General features: G+C 63.4%; 25 protein-coding genes. 11 read left to right on the top strand and 14 right to left on the bottom strand.

The window, feature by feature from the left end; translation table 11 throughout:
* From acuI to C1D09_RS06160, 4 genes are all read right to left on the bottom strand, one after another.
* Positions 1–908: acrylyl-CoA reductase (NADPH) (acuI, locus tag C1D09_RS06175; RefSeq protein WP_143973472.1), on the bottom strand; the 908-nt coding region annotated here is incomplete at its 3' end.
* 57 nt (positions 909–965) lie between these two features.
* Entirely contained in the window at positions 966–1463 is a 498-nt protein-coding gene (gene lspA / locus C1D09_RS06170) for a signal peptidase II (protein WP_143973471.1), read from the bottom strand.
* Positions 1464–1476: 13 nt separating this feature from the next.
* Complete coding sequence (locus C1D09_RS06165) at positions 1477–2334, bottom strand: TrmH family RNA methyltransferase (protein ID WP_143973470.1); 858 nt, start codon at positions 2332–2334, stop codon at positions 1477–1479.
* Positions 2335–3414 carry an RsmD family RNA methyltransferase gene (locus C1D09_RS06160; RefSeq protein WP_143973469.1) on the bottom strand — a complete coding sequence of 360 codons (1080 nt, stop codon included), beginning with the start codon at positions 3412–3414 and terminating at the stop codon, positions 2335–2337. It abuts the gene before it with no gap.
* 135 nt (positions 3415–3549) lie between these two features.
* Between C1D09_RS06160 and C1D09_RS06155 the strand changes: the two genes are divergently transcribed.
* The 3 genes from C1D09_RS06155 to C1D09_RS06145 all read left to right on the top strand — a co-directional run bounded on the left by C1D09_RS06155 (position 3550) and on the right by C1D09_RS06145 (position 5144).
* Positions 3550–4239, top strand: a complete 690-nt coding sequence (locus tag C1D09_RS06155) for a helix-turn-helix transcriptional regulator (protein ID WP_143973468.1) — start codon at positions 3550–3552, stop codon at positions 4237–4239.
* Between the two features lie 75 nt (positions 4240–4314).
* A complete protein-coding gene (locus tag C1D09_RS06150) occupies positions 4315–4710 on the top strand; it encodes a VOC family protein (RefSeq protein ID WP_143973467.1) in 396 nt (131 codons plus the stop codon).
* Complete coding sequence (locus tag C1D09_RS06145) at positions 4707–5144, top strand: EVE domain-containing protein (RefSeq protein ID WP_143973466.1); 438 nt, start codon at positions 4707–4709, stop codon at positions 5142–5144. Before C1D09_RS06150 ends, C1D09_RS06145 begins: the two co-directional genes overlap by 4 nt.
* On the opposite strand, the gene C1D09_RS06140 is transcribed toward C1D09_RS06145, so the two are convergent.
* Both C1D09_RS06140 and C1D09_RS06135 read right to left on the bottom strand, forming a co-directional pair.
* Positions 5141–5907, bottom strand: a protein-coding gene (locus C1D09_RS06140; protein WP_143973465.1) for an IS5 family transposase whose coding sequence is annotated in 2 segments (ribosomal slippage) — positions 5141–5595 and positions 5595–5907 — 768 coding nt in all. Because the reading frame shifts where the segments join, the coding sequence is not laid out codon by codon here. The genes C1D09_RS06145 and C1D09_RS06140 overlap by 4 nt on opposite strands.
* Positions 5908–5947: 40 nt before the next feature.
* Positions 5948–6409, bottom strand: a complete 462-nt coding sequence (locus C1D09_RS06135; protein WP_143973464.1) for a T6SS immunity protein Tdi1 domain-containing protein — start codon at positions 6407–6409, stop codon at positions 5948–5950.
* Between the two features lie 151 nt (positions 6410–6560).
* Here C1D09_RS06135 and C1D09_RS06130 point away from each other — a divergent pair, with 151 nt between their 5' ends.
* Positions 6561–6779 carry a hypothetical protein gene (locus tag C1D09_RS06130; RefSeq protein ID WP_143973463.1) on the top strand — a complete coding sequence of 73 codons (219 nt, stop codon included), beginning with the start codon at positions 6561–6563 and terminating at the stop codon, positions 6777–6779.
* 396 nt (positions 6780–7175) lie between these two features.
* Here the strand turns inward: C1D09_RS06130 and lhpI are convergent, their stop codons facing one another.
* The 4 genes from lhpI to sppA all read right to left on the bottom strand — a co-directional run bounded on the left by lhpI (position 7176) and on the right by sppA (position 9905).
* On the bottom strand, positions 7176–8141 hold the full coding sequence (gene lhpI, locus C1D09_RS06125) for a bifunctional Delta(1)-pyrroline-2-carboxylate/Delta(1)-piperideine-2-carboxylate reductase (protein WP_143973462.1): 966 nt from the start codon (positions 8139–8141) through the stop codon (positions 7176–7178).
* A gap of 37 nt (positions 8142–8178) precedes the next feature.
* The gene (locus C1D09_RS06120; protein WP_143973461.1) at positions 8179–8547 is read right to left on the bottom strand and encodes a DUF1049 domain-containing protein; all 369 of its coding nucleotides are present in this window, start codon (positions 8545–8547) and stop codon (positions 8179–8181) included.
* A 36-nt stretch (positions 8548–8583) separates the two neighbouring features.
* Positions 8584–8868, bottom strand: a complete 285-nt coding sequence (locus C1D09_RS06115) for an integration host factor subunit beta (RefSeq protein ID WP_006200394.1) — start codon at positions 8866–8868, stop codon at positions 8584–8586.
* 80 nt (positions 8869–8948) lie between these two features.
* Complete coding sequence (gene sppA / locus C1D09_RS06110) at positions 8949–9905, bottom strand: signal peptide peptidase SppA (protein WP_143973460.1); 957 nt, start codon at positions 9903–9905, stop codon at positions 8949–8951.
* A gap of 357 nt (positions 9906–10262) precedes the next feature.
* Between sppA and lptC the strand changes: the two genes are divergently transcribed.
* From lptC to ptsN, 6 genes are all read left to right on the top strand, one after another.
* A complete protein-coding gene (lptC, locus tag C1D09_RS06105) occupies positions 10263–10976 on the top strand; it encodes an LPS export ABC transporter periplasmic protein LptC (protein ID WP_143973459.1) in 714 nt (237 codons plus the stop codon).
* A complete protein-coding gene (locus C1D09_RS06100; protein ID WP_143973458.1) occupies positions 10963–11559 on the top strand; it encodes an LptA/OstA family protein in 597 nt (198 codons plus the stop codon). The genes lptC and C1D09_RS06100 overlap by 14 nt, the downstream gene beginning before the upstream one ends.
* Complete coding sequence (gene lptB / locus C1D09_RS06095) at positions 11559–12377, top strand: LPS export ABC transporter ATP-binding protein (protein WP_143973457.1); 819 nt, start codon at positions 11559–11561, stop codon at positions 12375–12377. Before C1D09_RS06100 ends, lptB begins: the two co-directional genes overlap by 1 nt.
* A 252-nt stretch (positions 12378–12629) precedes the next feature.
* Positions 12630–14156, top strand: coding sequence for an RNA polymerase factor sigma-54 (gene rpoN / locus C1D09_RS06090; RefSeq protein ID WP_143973456.1), 1527 nt, complete (start codon positions 12630–12632; stop codon positions 14154–14156).
* A 266-nt stretch (positions 14157–14422) separates the two neighbouring features.
* Positions 14423–15007 (top strand): ribosome hibernation-promoting factor, HPF/YfiA family, encoded by a 585-nt coding sequence (hpf, locus tag C1D09_RS06085; RefSeq protein ID WP_143973455.1) that lies wholly within the window; start codon positions 14423–14425, stop codon positions 15005–15007.
* Between the two features lie 59 nt (positions 15008–15066).
* Complete coding sequence (gene ptsN, locus C1D09_RS06080; protein WP_019861194.1) at positions 15067–15531, top strand: PTS IIA-like nitrogen regulatory protein PtsN; 465 nt, start codon at positions 15067–15069, stop codon at positions 15529–15531.
* Positions 15532–15602: 71 nt separating this feature from the next.
* Here ptsN and C1D09_RS06075 read toward each other — a convergent pair whose 3' ends face one another.
* A complete protein-coding gene (locus tag C1D09_RS06075) occupies positions 15603–15860 on the bottom strand; it encodes a BQ00720 family protein (RefSeq protein WP_032920755.1) in 258 nt (85 codons plus the stop codon).
* A gap of 64 nt (positions 15861–15924) precedes the next feature.
* A complete protein-coding gene (locus tag C1D09_RS06070; protein ID WP_096450220.1) occupies positions 15925–16350 on the bottom strand; it encodes an Hsp20 family protein in 426 nt (141 codons plus the stop codon).
* 255 nt (positions 16351–16605) lie between these two features.
* On the opposite strand from C1D09_RS06070, the gene C1D09_RS06065 reads away from it, so the two are divergent.
* Positions 16606–17550: a nucleoside hydrolase gene (locus C1D09_RS06065; protein WP_143973454.1), complete on the top strand. Its 945-nt coding sequence runs from the start codon at positions 16606–16608 to the stop codon at positions 17548–17550.
* Positions 17551–17764: 214 nt separating this feature from the next.
* On the opposite strand, the gene C1D09_RS06060 is transcribed toward C1D09_RS06065, so the two are convergent.
* Positions 17765–18379: a LysE family translocator gene (locus C1D09_RS06060; RefSeq protein ID WP_143973453.1), complete on the bottom strand. Its 615-nt coding sequence runs from the start codon at positions 18377–18379 to the stop codon at positions 17765–17767.
* Between the two features lie 106 nt (positions 18380–18485).
* Positions 18486–19931, bottom strand: a complete 1446-nt coding sequence (locus C1D09_RS06055) for an amidase (RefSeq protein ID WP_143973452.1) — start codon at positions 19929–19931, stop codon at positions 18486–18488.
* Position 19932: the final 1 nt, after the last annotated feature.

Here is a 19932-nt window from a genome sequence, read left to right as displayed (position 1 = left end):
GTCGTGGACAGGCTGGCGAGCTTCCGCAGGTCGAGATCGGCGCCGATGCGCCGCCAGGCCTCGAGGCGCACGGCCTTCGGCGCCATCACCGAATCGATGCCGAGCAGCGAGACGCCGCGCAGGATGAAGGGGGCCACGTTCGACGGCAGGTCCATGCCGCCGGCCAGGCCGCACGCCGCGACCGCGCCGCCATAGGAAGTCATCGACAGCACATTGGCCAGCGTGTGGCTGCCGACCGAATCGATGCCGCCGGCCCAGCGTTCCTTGGCCAGCGGCTTGGCGGGCTGGCTGAGTTCGTCGCGCGAGATCACCTCGGCGGCGCCGAGATTGATCAGATAGGGGCTTTCGGCATTGCGTCCGGTCGACGCGATGACGTGGTAACCCAGGCTGGACAGGATGGAGACCGCGATCGAACCGACGCCGCCGGCGGCACCCGTCACCACCACCGGGCCGCGATCGGGCAGGATGCCGTGCCGCTCCAGCGCCATGACGCAGAGCATGGCGGTATAGCCGGCGGTGCCGACCGCCATTGCGTCATGGACGCGCATGCCTTCCGGCAGCGGCACCAGCCAATCGCCCTTGACGCGGGCGCGGCCGGCATAGGCGCCGAAATGCGTCTCGCCGACACCCCAGCCGTTCAGGATGACCTTGTCTCCCTTGCGCCAGTCGGGATTGGAGGACGAGATGACCGTGCCGGCAAAGTCGATCCCCGGCACCAGCGGCCAGCGGCGAACCACCGGCGCCTTGCCCGTAATGGCCAATCCATCCTTGTAGTTCACCGTCGTCGCCTCGACCGCGACGGTGACGTCACCCTCCATCAGGTCGGCTTCGGTGAGGTCCGTCACGGCGACCGACTGTTTCTTGTCGGCGTCGCGCGAAACGAGGATGGCTTTGAATGTTTGGGACATCTTTTTCTCCGCGAACTTGCTTGGCGTCCTGGACTTTGCGGCGATGGCCGCGCGGGGTCAATCTTCGGAAGACTTGGCGTTCGAAGCTCTGGGCTCGCGGCGCCAGCCGATGAGTTCGTCGAAGACGACCAGTGCCGCGCCCACGGAAATGAAGGCGTCGGCAAGGTTGAACACGGCAAAGGACCAGACCGGCGTGTGGAACAGGATGTAATCGATGACGTGGCCATAGACGGCGCGGTCGATCAGATTGCCCAGCGCGCCGCCGATGATCAGGGCAAAGCCGGTGCGGGCGATGACACGGCCCGATGGCGTGTGGGTGGCGAGGTAGAGCACGAAAGCCACGACTAAAGCGGCGATGATCACCAGGCCGGTATCACCGAAGGAGGAGAACATCGAGAAGGCGATGCCGGTGTTGTAGGTGCGAAACAGCGCCAGGAACGGCACCAGGTCGAGCTTTTCCTGGAAGGGCAGGCCGGTCTCGACCAGATGCTTGATCCACTGATCGAGGGCGATGGCCGCGACGACGAGCAGCGCGTAGGGGGACCATGATCTCACGGGCGGGCAACCTTCATTGCTGGTCAGCGATTGGCTCGAGCTTCAGCGCGCCGCGCCGGATCTCGAACAGCATGATGCCGGTGGCGACGGCGAGATTGAGCGAATCGGCGCGGCCCGCTTGCGGGATCCTGAGCAGACGGTCGCAACTCGCCGCAAGGCTTTCAACGAGGCCCTGTTGCTCATTGCCCATCATCAGGAGCACGGGTCCACGGGAAAAATCGACCGAGCGGTAGTCGACCGCGCCCTTCAGATGGGTGCCGGCGACAAGGCCAGAAAAGCCGCCCCGCCACGCAAGGAAGGCCTCGGTCGTTGCCTTCGCCACCGGCACGGAGAAGATCGAGCCCATGCTGGCGCGCACCGTCTCCACGGAAAACGGATCCGTGGTGTCGCCGACCAGGATGACGCCCTTGGCGCCGACGGCATCGACGGTGCGGATGACGGTGCCGAGATTGCCGGGATCGCGCACCCGGTCCAGCGCCACCCAGACATCGCCATTGTCGGCGCGGATGTCCTTCAGGGCCAGGAATCTCTGCGAAAAGACGCCGACCACCATTTGCGGATTGTCGCGGCGGGTGATGGCGACAAGAACTTTTTCCGACACTTCGAGCACCGTGCCGCCGGCGGCAACCGTGCGCGCCGCGACCTTCTCCACCGCCGGGTTGCCGCGCCCGGCCTTGGCGAACACAAGCGTCCTGACCTGCCAGCCCAAGTCGAGCGCATCGATCACCAGCTTCAGCCCCTCGGCCATGAAGGCGTTCTGCTGGTCGCGGAATTTCTTCAGGGCGAGTGCCTTGATGTCCTTGATCAGCGGATTGGCGAGGCTGGTGACTTCCTTCACCTGGCCGGGTGCGCCCACATGCCGTTCGTTCATTCAGGCCACCCAACGCGAAAACAATGAGGTCGAAAGCGCCCTGCCAGCGGACTTTTCGCGGATGATCAGCTCACCCGATTCAACCCTGCCGCCCATGCCGGCGAAGGTGTCGCGCATCAGAGCGTGGATAGCGAAGAAGGAGGCGCGGATGGAATAGGCGGTCAGCACCACCGCAAGCGGCCTTGGGGTCAGGATCGCGCGGCATAGATCGGTCAGGGCAGGCAGATCCTCGAACAATTGCCAGACCTCGCCCTTGGGGCCACGGCCGTAGGCCGGCGGGTCGAACAGGATGATGTCATAGCGGCTGCCGCGGCGTTCCTCGCGCTCGGCGAACTTCACCGCGTCGTCGACGATCCAGCGGATCGGCTTGCCGCCGAGCCCGGCCATCTCCTGGTTTTCACGCGCCCAGCCGATCGCCTTCTTCGAGGCATCGACATGGGTGACCTCGGCACCGGCGCGGGCCGCCACCAGCGAGGCGAGCCCGGTATAACCGAACAGGTTGAGCACCTTGACCGGCCGCCTAGCCGCCGCGATCAGCCCGGCCATGTGGTCCCAGTGCGAGGCCTGTTCGGGAAAGACGCCGACATGGCGAAACGAGGTGAAACGGCCGAGATAATCGATGCCGTCATGCTTCATCGGCCAGGTCTCGCCGAGCGGCATCTTCGGGAAACGCCAGCGGCCGATGCCCTCTTCGTCGGTGTCGCCGGTGAAGATGGCGTCGGCGCGCTCCCACTCCCTCGCCGGCAAGGCTTTCTGCCAGATCGCCTGGCCCTCGGGCCGCACGATGCGGTAGGGGCCGTATTGTTCGAGTTTCTGGCCCGCGCCGCTGTCGAGCAGCGCATAATCTGCATTCGGCGCCACTTCGAGAATCAGCGGAAGCTGCTCGGCGGGCAGGGCGCCGTCACGGCGGGCAAGGATGCGCGGGGCTGAATTCGGTGTGGACTGGGTATCCGGTTTCGCGGCACGCGGTTCGCGCGGCCTGGCGTCCGGCCGCCCACGCGTCTCGTGCGGACGCACTTCACCGGTTCCGCTTTTCACGGTCGGGCGGTTGTCGCGGCGTTTGTCGCGAAAAGACTTCAAGCGGGAGTATCTCCGAGCGGCGTGCCGCTTTTGGCATGAGGACAGCGGCGGTGCAACCAAGTCTGCCACAACCAACTCTGCCGTTCATGTCGGCCAGCGATGGACCAATGTCAAAGAAACGGGCAAATCTGCCCCATGTCTCGCTCCGAACGCCTGCTCGACCTTATCCAGTGCCTGCGCCGGCACCGCCGGCCGGTGAGCGGACAGGTGCTGGCCGATCAGCTCGGGGTCTCGATCCGCACACTCTATCGCGACATCGCCACGCTGCAGGGGCAAGGCGCGCCGATCGAGGGCGAGGCAGGGCTGGGTTATGTGCTCAAGCCCGGCTTCTTGCTGCCGCCGCTGATGTTCACCGACGAGGAGATCGAAGCCATCGTGCTCGGTTCGCGCTGGGTCGCCAAGCAGCCGGACCTGCGTCTCTCAGCCGCTGCCGCCAACGCGTTGGCCAAGATCGCGGCCGTGCTCCCGGACGATCTGCGCGAGGATCTCGATGCCTCGACCCTGTTGGTCGGGCCGCCGATGACGGCCATTGAAGGCATAGATCTTGGCATCGTGCGGCAGGCTATCCGCCATGAACGCAAGCTCGGCTTTCTTTATCGCGATGCCGGGGGTGCTGCTTCGCAACGTGTGGTCTGGCCGTTCGCGCTCGGCTTCTTCGACAAGGTGCGGGTGGTGGTGGCGTGGTGCGAGATGCGGCAGGATTTCCGGCATTTTCGCACCGATCGCATATCCGCCCTCGACGCCATCGATGCGCGCTATCCGCGTCGTCGCCAGGCGCTGCTCAAGGAGTGGCGGGCGACGCTCGATAGGCCGCGCGGGCCATGATGGCTACTGCCAGAATCTGACAGTAGCTCGCTCTATATCGGCCAAGTCGTAACGTTGAAAGCTTGGAGAGCAGTCATGGCAACCCCGAATTTTGTCATCCTCTATGTCGACCAGCCGCTCAGGAGCGGCGCCTTCTACAGCGCGCTGCTGGGTCGCGAACCGGTCGAAAGCGCGCCGACCTTCGTGCTGTTCGTGCTGGACAACGGGTTCAAGCTCGGTCTCTGGTCGCGCCATACGGTCGTGCCGGCGGCGGCGGCGTCCGGTGGCGGCGCCGAGATCGTGTTTGCGCTGGAGACCCCGGAGGCGGTCGACGCCACCCATGCGGACTGGTCCGGACGCGGCTTGAAGATCCTGCAGACGCCGACCGACATGGATTTCGGCCGCACCTTCGTTGCGCTCGATCCCGACAATCATCGCCTGCGTGTCTACTGGCTGTCCGACGGGCAGCAGGCCAATGGAGAACGGAAATGAGCGCGTATTGGATCGCGGTTGCGTCGGCGCAGCATGTGCGGCGCGGCCGCAAGGACGGCTTCATGCAGGTCAACCACGGCAAGGCGGCGCCGCTGCGTCGCATAAAACCCGGCGACGGCATCGTCTACTATTCGCCGACCACGATATTGGGCGAAAAGGATGCCTTGCAGGCTTTCACGGCAATCGGCACGGTGCGGGAGGGCGAGCCCTATCAGGGAGACATGGGCGGCGGCTTCACGCCTTTCCGGCGCGATGTCGACTGGACGAACGCTGAAGAAGCGTCGATCAAGCCGCTGCTCGACCGGCTGGCCTTCACCGCCGGCAAACCGAACTGGGGATATCAGCTGCGCTTTGGCCTGTTCGAAATCACCGATCACGATTTTCGCCTGATCGCACAGGCGATGGGCGTCGAAATGCAGGGAGCGGTAAGCTAGGCCGTAGACTCATAAGCGCGCAGCCACAGGCGCATTGACGCGAGCTGGACCATAGCGAGGAAGTTGTCGGCGAGCTTGTCATAGCGGGTTGAGACGCGACAGAAGTGCTTCAACTTGGAGAAGAAGCGTTCGATCAGGTTGCGCTCGCGGTAGAGCCGCTTGCTGAAGCAGGGCTTCCATTTCCGGTTGCTCTTGGCCGGGATGTTGGGCGTGGCACCCTGCTCCTGGATCAGTTCCCGGATGCGGTCGGCGTCGTAGGCTTTGTCGGCCAGCACGATGGTGCGTGGGCCAAGATGATCGAGAAGCCGATCAGCGATCTGACCGTCATGTGCCTGTCCTGCTGTCAGGCTGAGCCGGATCGGGAGCCCTTGCGCGTCGACGACGACGTGGATCTTCGTCGTGAGCCCACCACGCGATCGACCGAGACAATGATCTGGATCCCCTTTTTTGCCGTCGCAGCCTGCTGGTGCGCCCGGATGGAAGTGCTGTCGATCATCTGTATGGCGCCGTCGTGGGCGGCGCTGATGGCGTCCATCAGGCGGTCCCATACGCCTGCCTTCCGCCATCGCACAAACCGGTTGTAGCAGGTGGTCCGCGGCCCGTAGCGCTCAGGCAGATCCCGCCACGGCGCGCCGGATCGTAGCACCCAGTAAATACCGTTCAGCACGCGGCGGTCGTCGACGCGCGGAACGCCTCGCGATTTGTTGGGTAGCAGCGGCTCGATCACGCGCCATTCGAAGTCGGTCAGATCATATCGGCTCATGCCGACGCTGAATCAGCTTCTCTCGGCTCGGGCAAGCCTTTCAATCGACAACGCTGATCGAAACCGGGGTGCCGTCCGGCAGGTCCTTGGTCTGCGTGTAGATCGAGGCCGTATAGCTGATCCACTCACTCCACGAGCACATCCAGATGTTGTCGGTCTTATACTCTCCACCGAACAGGGGGAGCGTCGTGAAGGCGTAGCACTGGGAGGCGGTTGGGTTCATCCCCGCCGACCGGCACTGATCCACCAGCGGGCGCAACAACCAACCATCTTCATCATTGATGCACCGCTGACGAAACTCCTCCTTAGAAGCAGCGATCTTTGTGATCGAAGCCGCAGACACTTCCAGCATGTGAACTGCACCGTTGGCATCAGCTAAAAATATGTCGGCGAATAGGTTGGCTCCCACGACAAGGCATCGCGCTGGCAAAACGTCCGCCCACCCGCTTAGATCGGCGGCGGTCACCTCATCGGGAAGGAAATCCGAGCGAGCATGGTCCATCGCGCGACCATGAACGGTAAGCCGACCGGCGACAAGCTGGGACGCCTCAGTCTGTATCGTTTATGAGTTTACGACCTAGTCGCCATCGACTCCCTGGCCAATCAGCGCGATAGTTTTGGACAGCAAGGTTCGGATGCGGCCGGAGGGTGCCATGCGAGAATTGCCATCCAACGTCGATGCGGATGCCGTGATTGAGGTTGGCCGTTATCTGGACGATCACGCCAAGACCACAGCGGTTTCATTGTCCGAAGCGCTCCGCGTGATTAGGGGTCGCCTGATCGGCTCGCCGATCGGTGACAGTGGTCTGGAGGAACTGATCATGGAAAGCGCCTCAACCAGACACTTGGCGATCCTGCTTGATAACCGCTAGTGCCGCCGCATCACAGGCCAAAAAAGCAGTCGGCGCGCTAGTCGTTACGTGACAAGGTCGGGTGCGGAAATGGCCCGCTATGGTGTGCAGCCGGCCAGAGACACCGGAAGGTTAAATCGGGCGCTGCTGAGGTTGGTCAGCCACCCATCTTCTTCGCCATCGCGGACTGTTGTCGGTGGCGCCCATGCTTGTGGCTACGAAAGCCGTGTCTGTCGCGGCCTGATATGGCTACAATCGCCTTATGGCAGTTCGAATAGTGGTTGTGCTGGCGCTTGTTTTCGCGTTCGCCTACGGGTTCGCAAAACTGGCGGAACGTTATGGCCGCGTGGGCGGTCGGATCTCTCCATGTCCGGAGTGGTCAAACCCTGATTGCCCGGACCCGAACGCGCCGCCCCGCTAGGCCTTCAGCGCCTTATAAACGGCGATGCCGGCTGCGAGGTCCTCGAGCGCCGCGCCAACCGACTTGAACAGCGTGATCTCGTCGGCGCTCCCACGGCCTTTCTTCTGGCCGCGCGCCAGGCCGTGCAGGTCGGCGACGATGGCGTCCGGCTTCAGCACGCCTGAGGCCAGCGGCTGGACGATGTCGCCGGCTTCCTTGGTGGCGCCGGCGCGGGTGTCGACATAGACTCGGGCGCGGGCGATGGCGTCGTCATCACTTTCACGCATCGTCGGGGTGAAGCCGCCGACCAGGTCGACATGGGTGCCTGGCCGCAACAGCGCGCCCTTGATCAGCGGCGTTGTGGTGATGGTCGCCGAGGAAACGATATCGGCCTCACCAAGCTCGGTATCGAGGTCGGTCGCGGCGCTGGCCGCAAAACCGTCGGCGCGCAAACCGGCTGCGACTCTCTCGGCGTTTGCCGGGGTGCGGTTCCAGATGCGGATGGTTTTGATCGGCCGCACGGCCGAATGGGCCTTGGCCAGGAACGGCGACAGGGCGCCCGCGCCGACCACAAGCAGCCGCGAGGCATCGTCGCGGGCAAGGTATGACGCCGCCAGCCCCGAGGCGCAGGCGGTGCGCCACTGTGTCAGCCGCTGGCCGTCAATCAGGGCTTCCGGTTCGCCCGTTGCGCCGTCGAGCAGGAGATAGAGCCCCATCACGGCGGGCTTGCCGATGGCGTTGTTGTCGGGTGAGACGGTGACGATCTTGACGCCGATATGGCCACTGGAAGACGTCCCGGTGGCGTTGAAATCGGTCCATGCCGGCATCAGCAGCAAGGTCGAGGCGGCACCATCGGGCCGTTCGACCGTGTGGTGATGCCTGACCGGTTGCACCGCACCCTCGCGGAATGCCGTGCGCAATGTCTCGACCAATCCAGGAAAGGTCAGCGCATGATCGACCTCGGCGGCCGAAATGGTCAGCATGGATGGCTCCGTGGAACGAAAGGCGCCGGCCGGCGGCTCAACTGGTCGGTTTTGGCAATGCTGACCCTTGGGCTGACCCTTGGGCCGATCCTTGAGCGGATCCTTGCGGCACCGAGGGCGCGCGGCTGACCGCCTGGCGCAGGCTTTCCGCCTCGACGCCGCGCTGGCGCGCCAGTTTGCGGTAGCGGCCCTGCTTGACCCAGGTCGCCAAGCTGCCGACGATCATGCCGATGGCAAGTGCCAGGAACAGGAAGATGAACAGCGGCAAGGTGAGCGTCAGTTTCGGATTGCCGGGATTGAACGGGTCCAGCGTGAAGGCGACGAGTTCGCGGTTGGCGACGGCCAGTGCGATCAGGATGATCGCCAGGGGCACGAAGACCACGATGAGCATGAAACGATTGAGCATTATGTTTTCCGTCGGAACCTGGCGCTGGCGCCGCGCCTACTTGCCGCCGTTCAGCCTTTCGCGCAGTTCCTTGCCGGTCTTGAAGAACGGCACCCATTTCTCCTCGACCTCGACGGATTCGCCTGTGCGCGGATTGCGGCCGGTGCGGGCGGGGCGGTTTTTCACCGAAAAAGCCCCGAAGCCGCGCAACTCGACCCGGTTGCCCTCGGCGAGAGCGTCGGTGATTTCGTCGAAGATCGCGCCGACGATGTTTTCGACGTCGCGCAGGAAAAGATGCGGATTGCGCGTGGCAATAATCTGCACAAGTTCGGACTTGATCATCAGACGGGTCCCCGTGAAAGCAGTTCGGTCGAAATTATGAGGATGATTTTATTGGCTTTTTCAGCTGTCCCAAACCGCGCTCAAGGGTGCCAGACAGAAACGAGGCCGTCAAGAAACAAGCGGTCGGCGCCAAGTTCGTGGATGACATCGCTGCTGTAGTCGGACAGGCCAAGCGCGCTGCCCACCGTTTTTACCATGGCTTTCGACCACAGGAAGCTGCCGCGCCGCTCCGTGTCCTTCCATTCGACCACCTTGAGCTTGGCGTCGACACCCTTGGTCGCCAGCCAGTCGATCGCCTCGGTTTCGCCGCCGACTGCATCGATCAGCCCGTTGGCGACACCCTGGCGGCCGGTGAAGATCGATCCGTCGGCAAGCGCCAGCGCCTGTTGGTGGGTCATCTTGCGGCGTTCGGCGACGATGCCGACAAACCAGTCGTAGCTGTCAAGGATGAGCTTGCGGACCATGGCGCGCTCGTCGTCATTGGTCGGCTTGAAGGGAGAAGGGGAAGCCTTGAGCGGCGAAGATTTCACTTCCTCCAGCTTGATGCCGAGCTTGTCCATCAGGCCGCTGACGTCGGGATACTGGATCAGCACGCCGATCGAGCCGACGATCGAGGTCTTGCGGGCGACGATGTGGTCGGCCGCACTTGCGATCATATAGCCGGCCGATGCGGCGAGCGTGCCGACTTCGGCCACCACCGGCTTGTCGGCGGCGACCTTGCGCACTTCCTCATAGATCGATTCACCGCCCACGGTGGTGCCGCCGGGTGAATCGATCGCGAGGATCACTCCCTTCACCTTCGACGATTTGCGGATGTCTTCCAGTCGCTTGATCAGTTCATCGTCCTCGGTGATCGTGCCTTCGATCCTGACCTTGGCGATATGGTCGACAGCCGAGCCGCCGAGATCGTCGCGATAGAACCAGGCCGACAGCGCGATCACTCCGAGGGCCACGATGCCGATGGCCGCAACACGCCAGAATGTCAGCTTGCGCCGCAAACGGCGGCGGTCGATCAGGTCGTCGGCTCTCAATGCCATGGTCAGCCTCACAGTCGGCGGGAAGAGACGCTTTTAGACCATGATGTCTTCATCGGGAAGCAGTTCCGTCTTGCCGACGGCGCGGCAATCCGCCCGCGGCGATCCCAACACTGTCCTTTTTGTGACTGGCCTGCGCAAGGGACGCAAGGTAAGGGAGGAGCAGAGATGGTGAAAAAACGGCGCAGGCGCGCCCATTTCTGCTATCAAGTACCGGCTGTTGTGCCGACCTCGTTTTCGTTTGTACAACCACAGTTGTCACATTTTTGCGGTTTTCGTGGGCTTGTGCTTGCTTGAGAGTGCCGGCCCCCCACCTATAGGCGGTGTTCCTTGGCGGGCAGGGTCTAGAAGAAAGCAGTCATGTTAGCGCGATCGAATGAACCGACCAGCCCCGAGACGGCGTTGGCTCCCCCGTCGGATGGCTGGACGCGGGGCGATGCGTTCGACCGCGCACAGCGTCATTCGCGCCGCGTGCGCGTGCTCAAATTCGCCGTGCCCCTGGCCGCGGCGCTGATCGCCGTCGCCTTCCCGATCTATTCCTATCTGGCCGCCCCCGTCTCGGTCGCCGTGCAGTCGGAAGGCGCCGCCTTTTCCAACGGCAAGCTGGTGATGGCCAATCCCAAGCTCAACGGTTTCACCAAGCAGAAGCAGCCCTATTCGATGACGGCCCTGCGGGCGATCCAGGATGTCAACACGCAAGGCATCATCGAGCTCGAAGGCATAGACGCCAAGGTGCCGGTCGGGCCGGACAATGTCGCTGCCATCAAAGCCTCGCACGGTACCTACGATCGCGACGGCAATACGATGAAAATGACCAGCGACGTCATGATCACCACGACCGACGGCATGCAAGCCAAGTTCAAATCGGTCTTCCTCGACATGGGCAAAGGCACTATGAAGACGGACGACCCCGTCGACGTCAGCAGTGGCGGGTCGCAAATCACGGCGGATTCCCTGTCGGTCCAGGACAATGGCAAGATCCTGGTGTTCGAGAAGAGGGTGCGCGTCAACATCGATCCCGCCAGCGTGAAGGCGGCTGAGGCAAAGGGCGAAGAATCGAATGTGGCACAATAGTTCGACACGGCTTGCGGCCGCAACTTCGGCGCTGCTCCTGCTGGGCCTTGTGCCGTCGCTGGCGCAGTCGGGTGCCAGCAGCCAGTCCGGGCTCAAATTGTCCGGCGACAAGCCAATCCAGATCGAAAGCGACAAGCTGGAGGTGCGGCAGGCCGAGAACGTCGCCGTGTTCACCGGCAACGTCACTGTCGTCCAGGGCCCAACGCTGCTCAAGGCCGGCAAGATGATGGTCTATTACGTCAAGGATCCCAACGCGGCAGCCAAAGGTACCGAAGCGGCGGGTGCCGCGATGACCGGCTCCGCCAACATCGATCACCTCGAAGTCAGCAGCAAGGTCTACATCAAGTCGGATGACCAGGTTGCGACCGGCGACAATGGCACCTTCGACATGAAGACGCAGGTGCTGGTCCTGTCCGGCAAGGAAGTGGTGCTGTCGCAAGGCCCCAACGTGCTCAAGGGCTGCAAGCTGACCGTGCAAATGAAGACTGGCCTGGCCAACGTCGATGGTTGCGGGGGACGTGTCATCATGTCGATGACCCCGCCGAAATCGGATGCGCCAAAGGCGGGAGCGACGAACCCCTGATGGCCAGTCTGTCATCGCTGACGGCGCGTCTTCCGGGACGCGCCGCGGCCAAGGTTTCGGCTCCGGCCACGATCACCGTCGACAAGACGAAGTTCAAGGGAACCTTGATCGCCAAGGGCCTGACCAAAAGCTACAAGGGTCGCAAGGTCGTCAGCGGCGTCACGCTTGGCGTGCGTGCCGGCGAGGCCGTTGGCCTGCTTGGCCCCAATGGCGCCGGCAAGACGACCTGTTTCTACATGGTTACCGGCCTGGTGCCGGTGGATGAAGGCACGATCGAGATCGACGGCTTCGACGTCACCTCGATGCCGATGTACCGCCGTGCGCGCCTCGGCATCGGCTATCTGCCGCAGGAGGCATCGATCTTCCGAGGCCTCAATGTCGAGCAGAATATCCGCGCCGTGCTGGAAGTGGTCGAAAAGGACCGCAATGCGCGCGAGCGCAATCTTGACGAACTGCTCGAGGAATTCCACATCAGCCACCTGCGCAAGGCGCCATCCATGTCGCTCTCCGGCGGCGAGCGGCGGCGCCTGGAAATCGCACGCGCGCTGGCGACGCGCCCGGCCTACATGCTGCTCGACGAGCCGTTTGCCGGCATCGATCCGATCGCCGTCGCCGATATCCAGCAACTGGTGCGCCATTTGACGGCGCGCGGCATCGGTGTCCTCATCACCGACCACAATGTGCGCGAGACCCTCGGGCTGATCGACCGTGCCTACATCATCCATGCCGGCCAGGTGCTGACCCATGGCCGCGCCGATGAAGTGGTGGCGAACCCGGATGTGCGGCGGCTTTACCTCGGCGAGGGCTTTACGCTCTGATCGTTTTCTCATGCAATTCCGGGCGGAGGACCGTTTCCGGAAATTTGCCTCAGGCGTGAAATTTGTTTCCTGGCACGATTTTTTGCGTGCCGCGGGCTGATTTTTCGCGATTTTGCTCCGGGATAACGCTCCGGTAAGCGGCTCTTGCTAGGCTTTGCCTTGACAAGCAAAAGCCGGGCCAGTTTGTATGGCCGGCTGCCGAATTCATTTCGGAAGGCCCGGACGCGTACAGGAGGCGTTTGAAACCGAAGCATGGCGTTGGCGGCGAAACTTCAGCTCAGACAGTCTCAGTCGCTGGTGATGACGCCGCAGCTGATGCAGTCGATTCGGCTGCTGCAGTTCACCCATGTCGAGCTTGAGCACTTCATCGACGAGGAGATCGAGCGCAACCCGCTTCTGGAGCGCGCCGAGCCGCAGGATGACGCCGCGAGCGACCAGGCGCAGAAGATCGAGGCAGAGCCGCCAGCGGCCGCCGAGGGCGACTGGTTCGAGAACGAGGCAGGGTGGAGCGCCGAGGCGATCTCGGAAAAACTCGATACGTCGCTGGAGAACCTGTTTCCCGACGATCCCGGCACCAGCGAGCGGCTCGGACCCGACCTGACGGCGCAATGGAAATCGGCTTCAGGCAGTGGCGGCGGCTCCTCGTCCGAGGGGCTCGACGCCGGCGACATGGCGTCGGGCGCCATCACCTTGCGCGATCATGTCGGCGAGCAGGTCGCCCTCGCCTTCGTCGATCCCGCGGCGCGGCTGATCGCAGGCGAACTGGCCGATGGCCTGGACGAGGCCGGCTATGTCAGGGCTGATATGGAGGAGATCGCCGCGCGCCTGGGCATCGATGCAGCCAGCGTGGCCAAGGTGCTGGCGGTGTGCCAGACCTTCGAGCCGACCGGCCTGTTCGCCCGCGATCTTGCTGAATGTCTTTCGCTGCAGCTTGCGGCGCGCGACCGTCTCGACCCGGCGATGAAGGCCCTGGTCGCCAATCTCGAGCTCTTGGCACGGCGTGATTTCCAGACTCTGAAGCGGATCTGCGGCGTCGACGAGGAGGATCTGCTCGACATGCTGGCTGAGATCCGGGCACTCGATCCACGCCCGGGCATGGCGTTTTCGGGCGGCGCCAGCGACGCCATCGTCGCCGATGTCGAGGTGCGCGCGGCCAATGACGGCAGCTGGACCGTCGAACTCAACGCCGAAACGCTGCCGCGCGTGCTGGTCGACCATATCTATTTCGCCCAGGTGTCGCCGCAGGCGAAGAACCAGGCGGAAAAGGATTTCCTGGCCGAATGCCTGCAGAACGCCAACTGGCTGACGCGCAGCCTCGACCAGCGGGCAAAGACGATCCTCAAAGTGGCCTCGGAAATCGTGCGCCAGCAGGATGCGTTCCTGGTCCACGGCGTGCGCCAGCTGAAGCCGCTCAATTTGCGCACGGTGGCCGACGCCATCGGCATGCACGAATCGACCGTCAGCCGGGTCACCGCCAACAAGTACATGCTGACCCCGCGCGGCGTGTTCGAACTGCGCTATTTCTTCACCGCCTCGATCGCCGCGTCGGGCGGCGGCGACGCGCATTCCTCGGAAGCGGTGCGTGACCGCATCAAGCAGCTGATCGACGAGGAGAAACCCGTCGATGTGCTTTCGGATGACGCGATCGTCGACATGCTCAAGGAGAACGGCGTCGATATCGCCCGGCGCACGGTCGCCAAGTACCGGGAAGGCATGAATATTCCGTCTTCCGTGCAGCGCCGGCGCGAGAAACGGGCGCTGGCCAGCGCCGGGCGCTAGGCGCCTGCGATTTTCCACAGCTTTCGAGCTTCATTGACAAGCCGCGGGGAAGTGGCTAGAAGCCCGCCCGCATGAGACGGGCCCGATGCCCGCTAGCGGATGGTCCGTCACGACAATGGCTTCGGGACGGTCAAAAAGGCGGCTTGTGATCAACCGGAAAGTTCGGATTTAAATCGGCGCGAGTGACGCCGCAAAGCTTGTGCGCACGGATCACGAGTATAAACTCGGGCAAGTTTGAAGCCTGAGCAAGGAAGGTCAGTTTTCAGATGAATCTGCGCATATCGGGAAAACACATGGATATCGGCGATGCGTTCCGCACACGCATCAACGATCGTGTCGGCGAAGCGATCGGCAAATATTTCGATCGCGGCTTTGCGGGACACGTCACCGTCATCAAATCGGGCTCGCGCTATTCGGCGGATTGCATGATCCGGCTGGATTCCGGCGCCTCGCTGCAGGCCACGGGCGATGCCCAGGATCCGACCCTGGCCTTCGAGGCCGCGGCCGATCGGCTGGAGACCCGGCTTCGGCGCTACAAGCGCCGTCTCAAATCGCACAATTCGGGCAACGCCAATGGCGAAATGACCGACATCGCCTATACGGTGATGGCGCCGCTCGCCGATGACGACGAGGAGATCCCGGAGGATTTCGCGCCGGCCATCGTTGCCGAATCGACCCTGACGCTGAAGACCATGTCGGTGGCCTCGGCGGTCATCGAGCTCGATACCAAGGACAGTCCGGTGTTCGTTTTCCGCAACGCCGGAACCGACCATCTCAATATCGTCTATCGCAGGCCCGACGGAAACATTGGCTGGATCGACCCGTCCACGACCAAGGTCGCGCAGGGATAAAAGCCAGCCGCACGAGGGGTGGGGACTGGCCACGGCAGGCGAACAAGGGATTTTCAAGCATGGATCTGAGCGATCTTATCAGCGTTCCGGCGATTTTGCCGGCGTTGAAGGCGAACTCCAAGAAGCAGCTTCTGCAATTGCTTTCCGAACGGGCGGCGGCGATTTCGGGCATTCCGGAGCGGGAAGTGTTCGACACCATCCTGCAGCGTGAGCGGCTTGGCTCGACGGGTGTCGGCAATGGCATCGCCATTCCGCATGGCAAGCTCGCCGGGGTGAAGCGCATCGCCGGTGTTTTCGCGCGGCTGGAAACGCCGGTCGATTTCGAGTCGCTGGACGACCAGCCTGTCGATCTGGTGTTTCTGCTTCTGGCGCCTGAAGGGGCGGGCGCCGATCATCTGAAGGCCTTGTCGCGCATCGCGCGCGTGCTGCGCGACGCCGACACGGTAGCCAAGATCAGGGGGACGCGCGACGCCGCGGCGATCCACGCGCTGTTGTCGGACACGCAGGCCTCGCACGCCGCCTGAAGCTGTATTTTGAAAATGCCTGCCAAGGGCCGCCGCGAGCGGCCCTTTTCGTTTCAGCCAACCGGTCGCCTTTAGTGAATGGCGACGGTGGTCAGGTCGTTTTCCATGGCGCCGGCCAGCGCGCGGTCACGCGCGTCGGAAAGCAGGATCGGCTGGCCATTGGCGGCAAACAGCGCCCACAGTTCCAGGCCGGGCGCGATTTCACCGATGTTGGGGAAGCGGCCGAGCAACTCATCGCTCGAGACCTTGCGCAGATAAGCGACCGAGCCTTCGCCGAGATGGGCGAATTCACCGCTGGTCATGGTGATATTCTCGTCAGTTCTGGTCATTTCAAGCCTCCTTGGCGCGAGGACGCCGCTCAAGGCCATCCCGCATGAGAGCCATCGGTAAAGATCAGTCTTTCACCGATATATTTATTTTCCGTACCAGCCGTTCGGACTCCGGCCGATCGAGGTCGATCGACAAAAGGCCGTTCTTCAGCTCCGCCGCGATCACCCGCATGCCGTCGGCCAGCACGAAACAGCGCTGGAACTGGCGCGCGGCAATGCCGCGATGAAGGAATTCGCGCTCGGTGTCGTCGGTCTGACGACCGCGCACGACCAGCTGGTTTTCCTCCGTCGTCACATCGAGATCGCTTTCGGCGAAGCCGGCGACGGCGAGCGTGATGCGCAGCCTTTCGGCCTTGCCGTCGGTGCCGCTGAGGCGCTCGATGTTATAGGGAGGGTAGCTGTCACCGGATTTCGCCAGGCGCTCCAAGGTCTTTTCCATGGCGTCGAAACCAAGGAGAAGCGGGCTGGAGAAAGGCGTCATTCGGCTCATGTTACACTGTCCTCTCAAGAGCGACATAAACTGGAAAAACCCGGATGGCATTTTTCCCGATGGCCTTGATATGGTCCGCCCCGAGACCAAGTTCAAGCCACCACAAGACCCGCCCAAAAAGACCAGGCCTTGGACTCACAGGAATAATCGACATGGCGCTTGAAACGACGCGCGGATGCAAGGAGAAGCCCTGCGGTCGCCCTTCAGTGTGCGATCGATCCGGTGAGCTCACGGCCTCCCAAACAAGGAATTGAAATGCCCCAACCCCGCAAGATCATCATCGACACCGATCCCGGCCAGGACGATGCCGTCGCCATTCTCTTGGCGCTCGGCAGCAGCGAACTGGAGATCGCCGGCATCACCGCCGTTGCCGGCAACGTGCCGCTGAAGCTTACCGAGAAGAATGCCCGCAAGATCTGCGAACTGGCCGGTCGCCCGGAGGTCAAGGTCTATGCCGGCGCCATCCGTCCTTTGGCGCGCACACTGGTCACCGCCGAGGAAGTGCATGGCAAGACTGGTCTCAACGGCCCGCAGTTGCCCGAACCGACGATGAAACTGCAGGAGCAGTATGCCGTCGACTTCATCGTCGAGACGCTGATGAAGGAAGAAAGCGGCACCATCACGCTCTGCCCGCTCGGGCCGCTGACCAACGTCGCGCTGGCGCTGATTCGCGAGCCGAGAATCGCGCCGCGCATCAAGGAAATCGTGCTGATGGGCGGCGGCTTCTTCGAGGGCGGCAACGTCACGCCGGCGGCCGAATTCAATATCTATGTCGATCCGCAGGCCGCTGATCTGGTGTTCAAGTCCGGCATCCCGATCGTGATGATGCCGCTCGACGTCACCCACAAGGCGTTGACTACCACCAAGCGCACGCAGGCCTTTCGCGCGCTCGGCACCAAGGTCGGCATCGCGACCGCCGAGATGCTGGAATTCTTCGAGCGCTACGACGAGGGCAAGTACGGCACCGATGGCGGCCCGCTGCACGACCCCTGCGTCATCGCCTATCTCTTGAAGCCGGAACTGTTCAAGGGCCGCAACTGCAATGTCAGCGTGGAGACCGCCTCGGAACTGACCATGGGCATGACCGTGATCGACTGGTGGGGCGTCACCAGGCGGGAAAAGAACGCCATGGTGATGCGCGACATCGACCATGACGGCTTCTTCGCGCTGCTGGTCGAGCGGCTCGGGCGGCTCAACTGACGTCAGAGCACACTTCGTGAGCACGCGTCTTCACCCATCGAGCAGTCGATGGGTGTCGGCGCCCTGCTTGTGATGTTGCCGCTCAATGGGAATGAGCGAGCCGACAAGATGCGGTCGGCTGACATCGTCGTCAATCGATATCCGCGTGTCGTCGTATGAAGGCGTACAGTCGAGGCACTTCGATATGTCGCTGCAAAAAAGGCGATTGACGCAGTTACTTCGATCTCGAAAACGCCAGCCAGAGGCCGCCGCCGACGAGGAAGCTGCCGCTGATCCTGGACATGAGCTTGATGCGGCTGGCCGACAGCAGGCGCCCTGCGCGGCCGGCGGCGAGCGCGTAGGTCGAATCCGATATGGCGGCGAAGATCATGGCGGTGAGGCCCATGACGGCGATTTGCAACGAATAATTGCCTTGCGGCGCGATGAACTGCGGGAAGAAGGCGCCGAAGAACACCAGGGTCTTGGGATTGCTGAGCGCCACCAGCAGGCCCTGCAGGAAGAAGCCGCCGCGCGGCTTTCTCGCCGTTCCGTCGGCATTCAGCGTGCCCTTGGAACGGAACATCTGCACGCCCATCCAGATCAGGTAGGCGGCGCCGATCAGCCTGACCCATTCAAACCAGTGGCCCATGCCCGCGATCAGCGTGTTGAGGCCGATGCCGACGATGGCGATCATGATGGCAAGCCCGGCCTGCGTGCCCGCGACATTGGCCAGGCCGGCGCGGGTTCCATGGCGGATGCTGTTGGCGATGATCAGCGTGACGGTCGGTCCCGGCACCAGGATGATGACGATGCAGGCGAGAACATAGGCGGCGTAGAGTTCCAGCGACATGATTTTTCCTCAAAATGCCGCCAATGCGGCGTGGCGGGCGGCAATCAATGCATGGCGGCGGCCTCTGCGCAAGCCAGAGACGAAAAGCCGGGCCTTTGCACGCGCGTCAGGCGCCGGCAGGCCAAGGCAGTGTCGTCTCATAGGCGGCGGCCGCCCTCAGCACCGCGAGGTCGCCGCGCGGCCGGCCGATCAACTGCATGCCCATCGGCCGGCCCATGTCGTCGAAGCCGACCGGTACATTAACCGCCGGGCAGCCGCCAAGCGTTGCGAAGGCGGAAACCTGCATCCAGCGGTGATAGCTGTCCATCGACCGTCCCGCGACCACGCTTGGCCAGTGCGTGCCGACCTCGAAAGGGAAGACCTGCGCGGTGGGCAGGGCGATCAGATCGAAGCGGTCGAAGATCGACAGCAACATCCGATGCCATGAGGTGCGCACGACCGAGGCCGCGCGGATCTGCGGTGCCGTCAGCCGCATGGCGTTCTCGATTTCCCAGAGGGCTTCCGGCTTCAGGAGGCCGCGTCTGGAGGGATCGTCGTAGTGGACCTTGAGGGCGCAGCCACTGCTGGCCTGGCGCAGCGTCACGAAGGCCTGCCACAGCGCTTCGAAGTCGAAGTCCGGCAGCAATGGTTCAACGGCGAAGGACTGGTCGGCGAACCGGCCGAGTGCCGCCTGGCACAGGTCGAGAATGCCCGCTTCGATCGGCAGATGGCCGCCGAGATCGCCGAGCCAGGCGATGCGGCCGCCGGTCGAGGGCGATGCAAGCCCTTCGAGGAAGGAACCCGGTTTCTCATAGGACAGGGGCGCTTGCGGATGGTAGCCCGCCTGCACGTCGAGCAGCAGCGCCATGTCGGCGACGTTGCGGGCCATCGGGCCCTCGACGCCCATCTGCGCATGGAAGACCTCAAGATCGGGTCCGGCAGGCACAAGCCCTTGCGACGGCCGGAAACCATAGACATTGTTCCATCCTGCGGGATTGCGCAGCGAGCCGCCGAAGTCGCTGCCATCGGCGACGGGCACCATGTCGAGCGCCAGCGCCACCGCTGCACCGCCGCTCGAACCGCCGGCGGTGAGGGCTGGATCGAAGGCGTTCAGCGTCGGCCCGAAGACATTGTTGTAGGTGTTGGAGCCGAGCCCGAATTCGGGAACATTGGTCTTGCCGATAATGATGGCGCCGGCGTTGCGGATGCGCTCGACGAAGAAATCGTCTTCCTGCGGCACGAAATCGGCGAAGATCGGCGAGCCGAAGGAGGTCCTGAGCCCGGTCGTCGAGGCGAGATCCTTGATGGCGATGGGCAGGCCGAAGAGCGTCCCGGTTTCGTTCGCCTGCCCGGCATCGGCTGCATCGGCCTCGCGCAGGATATCGCCGCGATCGCGCAACGAGACGATGGCGTTGACCAGCGGGTTGACCGCTTCGATGCGGTCGAGGAAGGCCGTCACCACCTCGCGCACGGACAGTTTCCTGCGGCGAATGGCGCCGGCAAGCTCGACGGCGGACAGGCGGCAGATATCGCCGGCCGGCGGCACGGCGTGTTTCGTCTCGGGGCGCATCATT

It is taken from the genome of Mesorhizobium intechi, assembly GCF_002879535.1.
GTDB lineage: Bacteria > Pseudomonadota > Alphaproteobacteria > Rhizobiales > Rhizobiaceae > Mesorhizobium > Mesorhizobium intechi.
The sequence above is the reverse complement of the archived record's forward strand: the minus strand, read 5'-3'. Positions and strand labels throughout refer to the sequence as shown.